Annotated in this window: 13 protein-coding genes and 1 riboswitch; of the genes, 7 read left to right on the top strand and 6 right to left on the bottom strand. The window is 54.6% G+C overall.

What is annotated here, in order from left to right; genetic code table 11:
- Positions 1-50: 50 nt before the first annotated feature.
- Positions 51-515: a 6,7-dimethyl-8-ribityllumazine synthase gene (ribH, locus tag Q371_RS05890; protein ID WP_034337610.1), complete on the bottom strand. Its 465-nt coding sequence runs from the start codon at positions 513-515 to the stop codon at positions 51-53.
- 31 nt (positions 516-546) lie between these two features.
- On the opposite strand from ribH, the gene Q371_RS05885 reads away from it, so the two are divergent.
- Positions 547-876, top strand: a complete 330-nt coding sequence (locus Q371_RS05885; RefSeq protein ID WP_034337429.1) for a cupin domain-containing protein — start codon at positions 547-549, stop codon at positions 874-876.
- A 384-nt stretch (positions 877-1,260) separates the two neighbouring features.
- Here Q371_RS05885 and Q371_RS05880 read toward each other — a convergent pair whose 3' ends face one another.
- The 5 genes from Q371_RS05880 to Q371_RS05860 all read right to left on the bottom strand — a co-directional run bounded on the left by Q371_RS05880 (position 1,261) and on the right by Q371_RS05860 (position 5,864).
- The gene (locus tag Q371_RS05880) at positions 1,261-1,872 is read right to left on the bottom strand and encodes an esterase/lipase family protein (RefSeq protein ID WP_034337425.1); all 612 of its coding nucleotides are present in this window, start codon (positions 1,870-1,872) and stop codon (positions 1,261-1,263) included.
- 33 nt (positions 1,873-1,905) lie between these two features.
- Positions 1,906-3,090: a bifunctional 3,4-dihydroxy-2-butanone-4-phosphate synthase/GTP cyclohydrolase II gene (locus Q371_RS05875; protein WP_034337423.1), complete on the bottom strand. Its 1,185-nt coding sequence runs from the start codon at positions 3,088-3,090 to the stop codon at positions 1,906-1,908.
- Positions 3,087-3,713, bottom strand: a complete 627-nt coding sequence (locus Q371_RS05870) for a riboflavin synthase (protein WP_034337421.1) — start codon at positions 3,711-3,713, stop codon at positions 3,087-3,089. The genes Q371_RS05875 and Q371_RS05870 overlap by 4 nt, the downstream gene beginning before the upstream one ends.
- A gap of 1 nt (position 3,714) precedes the next feature.
- Positions 3,715-4,842, bottom strand: a complete 1,128-nt coding sequence (gene ribD, locus Q371_RS05865) for a bifunctional diaminohydroxyphosphoribosylaminopyrimidine deaminase/5-amino-6-(5-phosphoribosylamino)uracil reductase RibD (protein WP_157442546.1) — start codon at positions 4,840-4,842, stop codon at positions 3,715-3,717.
- A gap of 5 nt (positions 4,843-4,847) precedes the next feature.
- A riboswitch (FMN riboswitch) is annotated at positions 4,848-5,007 on the bottom strand.
- A gap of 89 nt (positions 5,008-5,096) precedes the next feature.
- On the bottom strand, positions 5,097-5,864 hold the full coding sequence (locus Q371_RS05860; protein WP_034337419.1) for an alpha/beta fold hydrolase: 768 nt from the start codon (positions 5,862-5,864) through the stop codon (positions 5,097-5,099).
- A gap of 44 nt (positions 5,865-5,908) precedes the next feature.
- On the opposite strand from Q371_RS05860, the gene Q371_RS05855 reads away from it, so the two are divergent.
- The 6 genes from Q371_RS05855 (at position 5,909) to sufB (ending at position 11,783) form a co-directional block, all read left to right on the top strand.
- On the top strand, positions 5,909-6,559 hold the full coding sequence (locus tag Q371_RS05855) for a helix-turn-helix domain-containing protein (RefSeq protein WP_169743796.1): 651 nt from the start codon (positions 5,909-5,911) through the stop codon (positions 6,557-6,559).
- Between the two features lie 94 nt (positions 6,560-6,653).
- Positions 6,654-8,234 (top strand): HD-GYP domain-containing protein, encoded by a 1,581-nt coding sequence (locus Q371_RS27690; RefSeq protein ID WP_051963397.1) that lies wholly within the window; start codon positions 6,654-6,656, stop codon positions 8,232-8,234.
- Between the two features lie 190 nt (positions 8,235-8,424).
- Positions 8,425-9,180, top strand: coding sequence for a Fe-S cluster assembly ATPase SufC (gene sufC / locus Q371_RS05845; protein WP_034337413.1), 756 nt, complete (start codon positions 8,425-8,427; stop codon positions 9,178-9,180).
- 44 nt (positions 9,181-9,224) lie between these two features.
- The gene (locus Q371_RS05840; protein WP_157442543.1) at positions 9,225-9,740 is read left to right on the top strand and encodes a hypothetical protein; all 516 of its coding nucleotides are present in this window, start codon (positions 9,225-9,227) and stop codon (positions 9,738-9,740) included.
- Between the two features lie 21 nt (positions 9,741-9,761).
- Positions 9,762-10,352, top strand: a complete 591-nt coding sequence (locus tag Q371_RS05835; protein ID WP_034337407.1) for an NADPH-dependent FMN reductase — start codon at positions 9,762-9,764, stop codon at positions 10,350-10,352.
- A gap of 30 nt (positions 10,353-10,382) precedes the next feature.
- On the top strand, positions 10,383-11,783 hold the full coding sequence (sufB, locus tag Q371_RS05830) for a Fe-S cluster assembly protein SufB (protein WP_034337404.1): 1,401 nt from the start codon (positions 10,383-10,385) through the stop codon (positions 11,781-11,783).
- Position 11,784: the final 1 nt, after the last annotated feature.

Genomic DNA, 11,784 nt, shown 5'->3' with positions numbered 1-11,784 from the left:
AAGCCCAAAGCGTTATTGCTCTGGGTTACGGGCTTGCTTCAAAAACAAACTCAGTCGATCAATTTCAGCAGGTTCACGGTCTCGATGGCGGCCAGAATTGCTTCTGCGCCTTTGTTGCCTGCTTTGGTTCCAGCACGCTCAATGGACTGCTCGATGCTGTCGGTGGTCAGCACCCCAAAAGCCACCGGAATCCCGGTATCCAGAGCTGCCGAGGCAATCCCTGAAGTCGCACTTCCAGCCACAAAATCATAGTGGTCTGTGGAGCCCTTGATCACCGCCCCGAGACAAACCACGGCATCGAACTTGCCGCTCTGGGCCAGTTTTTTGGCAATCAGCGGCACCTCAAAAGAACCGGGCGCAGTATACAGGGTCAGGTCTTCTTCGTTGCCTCCATGTTGTTTGAAGGCGGTGACAGCCCCCTCCACCAGACGGTCCACAATAAAATGGTTCCAGCGGGTGTTCACGATGGCGATTTTCAGGCCACTTGCCAGCAGATTTGCTTCAACTTTGCGCATGTTCCACAACCTTTCGAAAGGGGAGGTCCCCATGAATGAAAAAATCGACTTTGCAGCTCTTGCAGCGCAGGCCACAGAGGCATACACCAACCTTTGGACCACGCAAACCAACGACCACAGCGTGCGCCTCTCGGTGTTCTCAGGGCAGTACCCCTGGCACCACCACCCCGACAGCGATGAAACGTTTGTCTGCCTGCAAGGTGTTTTGACGCTGGAATTCAGAGACCGGGAACCTGTGGTCCTTGCTCCCGGACAGGCCTACACGGTTTTGAAAGGCACCTCCCATCGGTCCCACGGCTCAGGTCGGACGGTCAACCTCTCCATAGGGGTGGAGGGGAGAAAAACGGTGATGGAAGAGTGATGAATGATGTTTTTTACGAACAGAATGGGAAGACGTATTGTGCAAAGTGCCATCAACAGGTTGATGTTGACAATGAAGGTCCATCGATCATCTACAGATGTCCTCAACATGGGATGATTCTTTTCGGAATGGGTGGAGGAAAATCTTTCTTGAGACCAGCCCACTCGCCTGAAAGCCTTTCTGACCCCCAAAAATACACCCTCACCCTTCTCGAAATGCCAGAGGGCAGGCTTAAAACCATTGCCACCCTTGCAGGCCTCACTGGAAAACCCAGTTGGCTTCTCAGGGAGCAGTTTCTTGAAGGTCAATGGATTTTTCCTGAGCCGTTGCTGGCCCAACAGGTTCTGGATTGGATGCCCAAACTCAAGCAAAGGGGTCTTCCTTTCAGGATAGAGCCTGATTTTCCATGGCTGGATGGGGTTCCTGATCCAGAAACTCCACCACTTTTTTGATCACTCTGGGGTCTCTCATCATGGCCCCGTGTCTCCAGACTTTGACTTCATGGTTTTCGGCGTTGGGCAGGATGCAGTGTCTGGCAGGGAAGATCGTCACGTCGTAAGGGGTCCAGAGGGTCAGGCAGGGGCGGTCCTGAAAAGGGGAGGGTTCCTGATTGAGTTCGGAAAGCAATTTGCTGCCCACAGTCATGTCCCTGACTGCTGGCAGGGGATACACCTTTCCCCACACCGTTCCCAGATGGGGGCTGGAAATCAGCACAATGCGGTTCACCTGTGCCAGTCCTCCCAGTTTTTGCAGGTAGTACCGGCTGATGATCCCTCCCATGCTGAAAGCGATCAGGTGAAAGGTGCTGCCGTGAAGTTTGCTTTCGATGTAGTCTTTCAGAAACGCTGCCATTCTGGGGATGCCGTGCCTGCCATCGTTGGGCTTGATGTCCGGTGCATAAACCGTGTGCCCATGGTGCTCCAGCACCTGACGCATGGTGCGCAGGCCTGCACTGGAATCGTTGATGCCGTGGACCAGAACGATGGGATCTTTCATGCTCAGAATTCTGCTGCACCCTGCTCCAGAGCACTAGAGCATATGGTCCAGTTTCTCCTTTTTGGTGTTGAGGTAATGTTCATTGAACTTGTTGCGCCCCACTTGCAGGGGCACCCGTTCCACGATCTGTAATCCAAAACCGGACAGGGAGTGCAATTTCCTGGGGTTGTTGGTCAGGAGGCGGATCTGGCGCACCCCGAGTCCATGCAGGATCTGGGCTCCAATGCCAAAATCCCGCAAATCCGCAGCGAAACCCAGTTTCTGGTTGGCTTCCACGGTGTCTGCTCCGTCATCTTGCAGGGCGTAAGCGCGGATTTTGTTCAGCAGGCCAATCCCCCGGCCTTCCTGACGCAGGTACACCAATACCCCTCGGCCTTCCTCCGAGATGGCTTTCAGGGCTGCGTCCCTCTGGGCACCACAGTCACAGCGCAGAGAGTGCAGACCGTCGCCAGTCAGGCATTCACTGTGCATGCGAACCAGCACGGGTTCACCTGTGATTTCACCCATCACCAGAGCCACATGTTCTTTCCCAGAAAGGGTGTCTTCAAACCCCACAATTTCGAACTCGCCGTAATCGGTGGGCAGTTTGGCTCTGGCTTGCTCGACCACGAATGGCTCACGCTGCAAGCGGTATTCGATGAGGTCTGCGATGGTGCCCACTTTCAGGCCATGCTCCTGAGCAAATTTGAGGAGGTCCGGCAGGCGGCTCATTTCGCCGTCCTCGTTCATGATTTCGCAGATCACGCCAGCAGGTTTCAGTCCGGCCAGTCGGGCCAGATCCACAGCGGCTTCGGTGTGGCCAGCACGCCTGAGGACCCCTCCGGGTTTGGCCACCAGAGGAAAGATGTGACCGGGTCTGCGGAAATCCTCTGGTCTGGAATCCTCATCCAGCAGGGCCAGAATGGTGTTTGAACGGTCTCTGGCACTGATTCCGGTGCTGTTGGAGGTGTGGTCAATGCTGACCGTGAATGCCGTTCCATTGGGATCGCTGTTCTTGCTGACCATCGGCAGCAAATCCAGACTTGCAGCACGCTCTGGCGTGATGGACACGCAAATCAGACCGCAGGCTTTGTGGGCCATGAAATTGATCATCTCGGGGGTGGCAAATTCTGCGGCCACCACCACATCCCCTTCATTCTCGCGGTTTTCATCATCGACAAGCACCACCGGACGACCTTCACGGATGTCCTGAATCAGTTCATGGGTGGGGGAGATCACTTTGCACCTCCCACCAGAGTCAGGCGTTCCAGATATTTGGCCAGCACATCGTATTCCAGATTCACCTGATCTCCAGCTTGGATGCCTTTCAGGCTGGTGACTTCCAGCGTGTGCGGAATGATCCAGAGAGTGAATTCATTGACCTGCAAATCCGCTTTGCTGCCCGCAGGACCGCCCACATCCACCACGGTCAGGCTGACCCCATTCACGGTGATGCTGCCTTTGGGGATCAGGTAACGGGAGGCTTCCTCTGGGACCGCCACTTTGATGATGTAGGCTCCGGGCTGGGCCTCCACCTCCAGCACGGTTCCGGTGCCGTCCACATGCCCGGTCACCACATGGCCTCCGAAACGGCCACTGGCAGGCATGGCCCGCTCCAGATTCACAGTGTCGCCAACGTTCCAGAGGGCTGAGGTCTTGTTCACGCTTTCCTGCGAAAGCTCGACCTGAAAGCCTTTGTCATCCCACTGCACCACAGTCAGGCAGGCTCCATTGCACGCGATGCTTTCACCCAAAGCCAGATCCGTCCACATTTTCTGGGGATCAATGGTGACTTTCAAATGACCGTCAGACCACTCGGCCAGACGGATGTTTCCGGTTTGTTCGACAATTCCAGTGAACATGTCAATCCTCCACTTTTTCTGTGTAAGCTGTGATTTCAGGCATGGAGACCCGCTCGATGTCATGCAACAGGGCATGAATCAGGGTGTCCTGCCCGAGTTGCTGCACCTTCACATCCCGCAAAAGTTGCAATTCTGGCAGGTCCAGCCACAAAGGACTCTGGCCTTTGCCCATGATTTTGGGTGAGATCAGGACCAGCAGTTCATCCAGCAAGCCCGCTTTCAGAAATTCAGAGGCAAGGTTTGGACCGCCTTCCAGCAGCAGGGAATTGATCCCGAGCTTGCCCAGTTCCTGCAACACCTCCTGCAAATCGGTGGTGCGAATCACATGGACCTGCTCGGGGTACGTTTGCTGGCTTTCGGTAACCACGATGGCTCCGGGCCTGAACACTTTTGCATCCACAGGCACCCGTCCAGAGCGGTCAAAGATGACAGGTCTGGGATCACGGGTGTCTTGCCCTTCAAGGCGGGTGGTGAGGGCTGGATCATCGGTCAGCACGGTCTGGCTGCCCACAGCAATGGCGTCGGTCTGGTTTCGCAGCTCATGCACAAAGCTTCTGGCCTCGGGTCCGGTCAACCAGAGTTGCTTTGGCTCCAGTGGGGCCATTTTGCCATCCAGCGTCTGGGCGAACTTGTAGGTGACCCTCGGGCGACCTGTGACCACCCTCTGGCGAAAACCGGCCTGCTGGATCAGGGCCTGATCTTCCAGCAAACCCACCTCCACCTGAAGGCCAGCAGCACGCAGTTTCTGGATGCCCTTTCCGGCCACCAGAGGATTGGGGTCGACGGCTGCAACGACCAACCGGGCCACTCCGGCCTCAATCAGGGCATCTGCACACGGAGGGGTGCGCCCATGATGGGAGCAAGGCTCCAAGGTGACGTAAGCGGTGGAGCCTCTGGCCAGAGGTCCAGCTTCACGCAGGGCGAACACCTCTGCATGGGGTTCACCGGCTCTGGGATGGAAGCCCTTGCCCACAGCCTGTCCGTGAACTGCGATCACGCAGCCTACGGGAGGGTTGGGGCTGGTGCGACCCAGTGCCCGAGCAGCAAGCATCAAAGCTTCCTGCATCAGACCGGTGTCTGACGGGGAAAAATTCTGGTGCAAAATGATGTTCCCAGCATGCGGGGGCATGTGGGAGTCTCCTTCTCTCATCCGGACTGTGACCGTCGGCACTGGAATTGCACCAGTTCGGGCCTTGCGGTTGGGGTTTGCAAGGCTTCGCAGGCTGAGGGTCCGTTCTTTTCATCGGGACCCTTCACTGCCGGTGGGGAATTTCACCCCGCCCCGAAGGATGAGAGCAGTTTACCCAATTTGTCAGGCACTCGGGTAGGGATGCACGTTACGATTCCCAAAGTTGTCCAGAACCATGTGTTTTCATGAGCAGGTCATGCTTTCCCAATCTGAAGGTCTTGTGGGCTGTGTTGCTGGCTGTTTTGTGCCAGCCATGTTTGCACAATTTCAGTGAACAGCTTGGGAAACTGGACAAACCATGCATGGTGGCCTTTGGGAATGGTTTTCATTTGTGCATTGGGAAGCCGTTTGACCAGTTCTGTTGCACTGCGTTGGTTCACAGCCACCTCCTGAGAGCCCACCAGAGCCAGCACAGGCACCTCACAGTTTGAAAGGGCCTCTGGAATCCTGTAGCGGTTCACTTCTTGCATGACCTGACGCAAAGCAGCACGGGTCATGCGCTGCTGATCGTGGATGAACCTGTCCTGTTGATGGGGTGGAACTTGCATGGCTCTGGCTGCCAGAGTGAGCATCAAGGGGGTCTGGTTGAGGGGCAACATCCACTCCATCACGGGAAGCAAAACCTGCAATTGGCCCATGGGAAGCACTGTTGCACCCATCACCACGGCAGAATGAAACTGCTCGGCTTGAAGTTCCAGCAATTTGAGGGTCAGAACCCCTCCCAGAGAGTGGCCCACCAGATGGACTTTCTCGCCTGAAAAACGCTGTTCGATGTTTGCAAGCAAGGCTCTGGCTGTGTGTTCCAAGGTGAATTGGGCATCAAAAACGGGCAGGTCGGGAGAAAAAGCATCCACTCCAGAAAGGCCCTGCAGAAGGTCTTCCCACATCCATGAAGTGATGCCTGCACCATGCAAAAAAACCACAGGATGCGTTTGAGATTTTTGAGGGGCTGAAACGGTCATGTCTGAAGTATTGAGGTAAGCTACGTGAAATGACAGGTGAAAATTTGGACAGAACCTTGACGGTGCAGCATCAGGATGCTGCAGATGCTCTGCTGAAACCTGAAATCCAGCGCACATTGGCGGTTTTTTTGCCACAATCCCTCACGGCCCATGAAGCGGCCCAGCAACTGGGTGTGGAAACCAACAGCCTGCTTTATTCCCTCAGGAAACTCACTGCACTGGGACTGCTGGAACAGGTGGGAGAAAAAACCCGGGCGGGCAGACCCATGAAACTGTACCGGGCTGCTGCCAGTGTGTATTTTGTGCCCTTCTCTGTCACCCGTGCCCTCAACCTCCAGAGTTACCTCGAGCAGGTGGAAATGCAGGTGGGTGCTTTCCTGAGGGACCAACTGGTGCATCTGCTCGAAGAACAGCATCAGGATTGGGGCCTCAGGTTCAGTGCTGGGCCAGAGGGGGCTTTGCATGCCAGACTGGCCCTTTCCGCCCAGCAAGATCTGGAGGTGCAGCCAGAGCAAGCCATCATGCTCAATTTCATGTATCCCTACCTTCAACTGGACTTTGAGGAGGCGCAGGCTTTTCAAAAAGACTTGTTGGAGCTGTTCCAGCGTTATGCCCAGATGCGTGGAGCACAACGCTATGCTTTCAGGCTGACGTTGCTTCCTGTGGTGAACCCACAATCCAGCAGGGGATTTTGAAAATGCAAGTCTGATGGTTTTGGGTGTTTTCGCAGTTTGCGGATGGAATTCCCATCAGGCTCCAGTCAGCTTTTGTCCTAAACTGATTTCAGGAATGGAGCAGACTGGCCAGAGGGTGGAACCCATACCTGTCATCATCAGCACAGAGGGCAAAGTGCTGCAAGCCCCCTCTGGATGGCTGTTGTCTGATGATTTGCAGCAAGCTGTACTGGGTTTTCAACACAGTGGGCATTTGCAAAAACAGCTGGGCAAATGGCAGTTTTTCAGGTTGCATGATCTTTCCACACTGGTTTTGCCAGATCTGGTGTACTTCCAGCGCTGGACAGCGTTTTTGCAAAACCTGCCACAACAGAGTTCAGAGCCAGAGATTCTGGAGCACACCACCCTTTTTTTGCAAGACATGGGTTTTGCGGTGTTGCACCAGCAGACCTGTGAAAAGTCCAATTTGACGCTTTCGCCAGAGGTGTTTTGTGTTCCTCTGGATGCCCACCGTGTGCATTGCTGGACCCTGCAGGGGGAATTCTGGGAGCTGTTGCCAGAGTTGTCCAGCACCGTTCAGCAGGCGGTGAAACGGCACCACGGCTTCCAGCGTTACCTGAATGCTTTGCAGTATTTTCAGGAATTGCAGGTGGCCATCACCGACCAGTTGGAATGGCAGGACACCCTGAAACTGGTGCTTTATTACACCCGTGAAGCCCTGCAAGCCGATGCTGCAGTCTTTTTTCTCTGGGATGAACAGGACCAGATGCTGGAGCTCATCGACACCATTGGGCACCGCACACCCACCGAATATGGGTTCCGCATTTCCAGAGATTACGGTCTGGCTGGAGAGGTGCTGGGACCCATCAAAACCCATGTGGTTTCGGTGCTGGATCCGGCAGATTTTGATGAACAATCCAGAGGTTTCTTGCTCAGGGAAGGATTTGTGGGCTATGCAGGAACACCCCTCAGTGTGAAAGGCCACCTGCTGGGGATTCTGGAGATTTTCCACAGAAGCCCTCTGGAGCCTTCTGGATGGTCGTTGTCTTTCTTCGAACTGTTGGCGTCCCATCTGGCGATTGCCCTGTACCAGCACCGTTTGATCCGCGACCTGAAGATCAGCAACCAGCAACTGATTCACACCTACGATGCCACCCTGGAAGGCTGGGTTCGGGCTCTGGATTTGCGCGACAAGGAAACCGAAGGCCACTCCAAACGGGTGATGGAAGGCAGCCTGAAACTGGCCCGAAAAATGGGCCTCTCCGGGCAGCAACTCGAACACATCCGGCGTGGAGCGCTCTTGCATGACATTGGCAAACTGGCCATTCCAGATCAGATTTTGCACAAGCCGGGCAAGCTCACCACCCAGGAATTTGATGTGGTCAAGCAGCATCCCGTGTGGGCCAGAGCCATGCTGCGTGACATCGAATACCTGCGCAACGACCTCGACATCCCTTACCATCACCATGAGAAGTGGGATGGGTCGGGGTATCCTCTGGGCCTCAAAGCAGATGAGATCCCCCTGTCTGCAAGGATCTTTTCAGTGGTGGATGTGTGGGACGCCATGACCAGCGACCGCCCTTACCGCAAAGGCCTGCCAGAGGAAGACGTGCTGGCTTACATTCAGGAACAATCAGGCAAGCATTTTGACCCTCAGGTGGTGCGGTTTTTCATTGAACTGGTACAGGAAAGTTGAGTTTCTTTTCCTGTTCCTCTGGCTGTTCTGACAGGGGTTCAGAATCTGCACTAAATCACTCGACTTTGTGGGGTTGGACGGCTACAATGGGGCTTGTTAGGAATCAGTCTCAATAAGAGAGGTTCTGATCCACCCCAACTGTCCCACCCAAAAACCAGAGTGGGACAACAAAAAATGGAGGCAACACCACATGACCCATCAACTGGAAATCCGTGACTTGCACGTTTCTGTCGGCGACAAGAAAATTCTGAATGGCGTGAACCTGATTGTGCCCAAAGGCGAACTGCACGCCATCATGGGACCCAACGGCAACGGAAAAAGCACCCTTGCCAAAGTCCTGATCGGTGACCCCGAGTACACCGTGGAATCCGGCGAAATCCTCCTCGACGGCGAAAACATCCTCGAAATGGAACCCGACGAGCGCGCCCGCAAAGGCCTGTTCCTTGCATTCCAGTACCCCGTGGAAATCCCCGGTGTGACCATCGCCAACTTCCTGCGTCTGGCCATGCAGGCCCGCAAAGCCGAAGGCGAGGAAGTGGGTTTCATGGAGTTCTATCAGAAACTCACCAAAGCCCTTGAAGTCCTCGAATGGCCCGAGAGCGTCGTGGAGCGTTACCTCAACGAAGGCTTCTCTGGCGGCGAGAAAAAGCGCAACGAAATCCTCCAGATGCTGATGCTCGAACCCGAGTACATCATCATGGACGAAACCGACTCTGGCCTTGACGTGGACGCCCTCAAAATCGTCTCCAAAGGTGTGAACAGCATGCGCGGTGAAAACCTCGGGGGCCTGATCATCACCCACTACCAGCGCCTCTTGGATTACATCGTCCCTGACAAAGTTCACGTGATCGTCAATGGTCGCGTTGTGGAATCCGGTGGCCCTGAGCTTGCCAAGAAGCTGGACACCGAAGGTTACGACTGGGTCAAAGAACTCGCCAACGCGTAAGAATGCCTCGAAGGTTCAAAAAGCGATGGGGTTGCCTTGGAGGGGTGATGGTTCTTCTGGGGCTGAATGCGGTGGTTTCTCTCATCACTGCACAGAATGATCAAAAGGTGAACATGTCCATCTTTCAGGAAGTGTTTCCTGAGCAAAAAGGCACTGTTCATTTTTCTGAGAAATCATCCAATCTCTTTGAGGGTGGTGTAAAGATGTCCGTGAAATCTCGGCAATCTCAGTCTGTTCGTCTTGTCAAGAGTTCAAAAGCAGAATGTCGTGATGGTGCAGGAATTTGTTATGATGTGGAGTTCGGAAAAGTCAAATGGGGTGAAATCCAAGAAACTGTTCAGGGAAAGACACATCATTATCAGGTCCAAGCGCACGCGGATGATTTTACTTCTCGCATAGCAAAGACTTTATCGAAAGATTGCCCTTTGCTGAAAGAGAAGCCTGAAAAGGTGGGTTATAATTCGTATCAAATGCCCGATTCAGAAGGCCACGATACTTATTATGCGATCTCCTTCAACCTCGAAAGAACCTCCTTTTGTGTTCAAGTTGTTCATCTCTAAACCTTCCCGAGGTGTTGTCCCATGTCCAGAGTGATCCTCATTTCAACCAGTCTTGACCCAGAGAGCAAAGGCAGAATGCTGGCTCAATGGATGCAGGACCATGTTCAGGGCACCCTAGAGTTTGAGTGGCTGGATTATGGAGACCATCCTTTGCCAGACTTCGACAACGACCAGATTTTCCAGCATCCGAACAACCGCTTCTGGCGCGAGAAGATTCTGGGAGCAGAGGGGATCATCCTGATGTTTCCGGTGTACAACTGGAGCATCTGCGCCAACCTGAAAAAGCTGATCGAAACGGTGGGCACCCACTACCCAGAGCTGGGACGCACTGCCGTCTGGTTCGACAAGATCATCACTTTTGTCAGTGTGGGTGGACTGCACCACAGTTACATGTCCTATTCTTCTGCGGCCATGTCCCTCATGCTGGACTTCAAGTGCATCATCAACCCTTACATGGTTTATGCCAGAAGTGCCGACATCGAAAACGGCGAAATTCTGGACACCCCCGGAGGGCAAGACTTGAAAGCCCGTCTTCTCAGGACCCTCACCGTCAAAAAAGAACTGCTGGACAGGCTTCAAAACCGCGACTACCGTTCAACGTGGGAAGTCTAATGCAGACTCGGCCCACACAGGAGGACAGCAATGTCTGAAGAAATCGCAAGCATCAACAACACCTACGAGTTCGGCTGGTCCAACCCCGAGCGCTATGCGGTCAAGGCCCCCAAAGGCCTGAGCCGTGAAGTGGTGGAAATGATCTCCAAGGCCAAAGAGGAACCCGAGTGGATGCTCGAATTCCGTCTGAAAGCCCTCGACATCTACTACTCCAAACCCATGCCCACCTGGGGTGCAGACCTCTCTGGCCTCGACATGGACGAAATTTACTACTACATCAAGCCCGAAGGCGTGAACGCCAGAAGCTGGGACGATGTGCCAGATGACGTCAAACAAACCTTCGAGCGTCTGGGCATCCCCGAGGCCGAGCGTGCTGCACTGGCCGGTGTGGGCGCACAGTACGAATCCGAGATGGTGTACCACAACCTCAAAGAGGAGTGGGAAAAACTCGGGGTGGTGTTCGTGTCCATCGAAGACGGTCTGAAAGATTACCCTGACCTTTTCCGTGAATACTTTGCCACCGTGATTCCCCCAGAGGACAACAAGTTTGCTGCCCTCAACAGCGCTGTGTGGTCCGGTGGTTCTTTCGTGTACATCCCCAAAGGGGTGAAGGTGGACATCCCCCTGCAAACCTACTTCCGCATCAATGCAGAGAGCGCCGGTCAGTTCGAGCGCACCCTGATCATCTGCGAAGAAGGCGCACAGGCCCACTACATCGAAGGTTGCACCGCTCCCAGTTACAGCCGTGACAGCTTCCACTCTGGCGTGATTGAAATTGTGGTCCGTGAAGGTGGACGCTTCCGTTACTCCACCATCCAGAACTGGAGCCACAACGTGTACAACCTGGTGACCCAGCGTGCCTCGGTGTACAAAAACGCCGTGATGGAATGGGTGGACGGCAACCTCGGGTCCAAGGTGACCATGAAGTACCCAGCCTGCTACCTCCTCGAAGAAGGGGCCAGAGGGGAAGTGCTCTCCATCGCCATGGCAGGACGCGGTCAGCACCAGGATGCAGGGGCCAAGATCGTGCACTTTGCTGCGAACACCTCCGGCACCATCGTGTCCAAGTCGATTTCCAAAGACTCGGGCCGTTCCAGCTACCGTGGTCTGGTGAAAATCTACGAAGGTGCCCACGGCAGCAAATCCAATGTGGAGTGCGACGCCCTCCTGCTGGACGAAGAAGCCCGCACCGACACCTACCCTTACATCGAAATTCAGGAAAAAGACGCTTCGGTGGGCCACGAAGCCACAGTGTCCAAAATCAACGACGAGCAGATCCTGTACCTGCAAAGCCGCGGCCTCTCCGAGGATGAAGCTGCTGGACTGATCGTGCGCGGATTCATTGAGCCTGTGGCCAAAGAGCTGCCTCTGGAATACGCCGTGGAACTGAACCGCCTGATCGAGCTGGAAATGGAAGGCTCTGTCGGTTAAA

Source organism: Deinococcus misasensis DSM 22328, assembly GCF_000745915.1.
In the GTDB taxonomy this organism is placed as follows: Bacteria; Deinococcota; Deinococci; order Deinococcales; family Deinococcaceae; genus Deinococcus_C; species Deinococcus_C misasensis.
This window is presented reverse-complemented; position numbering and strand designations above follow the sequence as displayed.

Bases quoted from the DNA above. Each gene is read 5' to 3' on its own strand.
- ribH (WP_034337610.1), bottom strand. From the start codon at position 515: ATGCGCAAAGTTGAAGCAAATCTGCTGGCAAGTGGCCTGAAAATCGCC.
- Q371_RS05885 (WP_034337429.1), top strand. From the start codon at position 547: ATGAATGAAAAAATCGACTTTGCAGCTCTTGCAGCGCAGGCCACAGAG.
- Q371_RS05880 (WP_034337425.1), bottom strand. From the start codon at position 1,872: ATGAAAGATCCCATCGTTCTGGTCCACGGCATCAACGATTCCAGTGCA.
- Q371_RS05870 (WP_034337421.1), bottom strand. From the start codon at position 3,713: ATGTTCACTGGAATTGTCGAACAAACCGGAAACATCCGTCTGGCCGAG.
- ribD (WP_157442546.1), bottom strand. From the start codon at position 4,842: ATGCCCCCGCATGCTGGGAACATCATTTTGCACCAGAATTTTTCCCCG.
- Q371_RS05860 (WP_034337419.1), bottom strand. From the start codon at position 5,864: ATGACCGTTTCAGCCCCTCAAAAATCTCAAACGCATCCTGTGGTTTTT.
- Q371_RS27690 (WP_051963397.1), top strand. From the start codon at position 6,654: ATGGAGCAGACTGGCCAGAGGGTGGAACCCATACCTGTCATCATCAGC.
- sufC (WP_034337413.1), top strand. From the start codon at position 8,425: ATGACCCATCAACTGGAAATCCGTGACTTGCACGTTTCTGTCGGCGAC.
- Q371_RS05835 (WP_034337407.1), top strand. From the start codon at position 9,762: ATGTCCAGAGTGATCCTCATTTCAACCAGTCTTGACCCAGAGAGCAAA.
- sufB (WP_034337404.1), top strand. From the start codon at position 10,383: ATGTCTGAAGAAATCGCAAGCATCAACAACACCTACGAGTTCGGCTGG.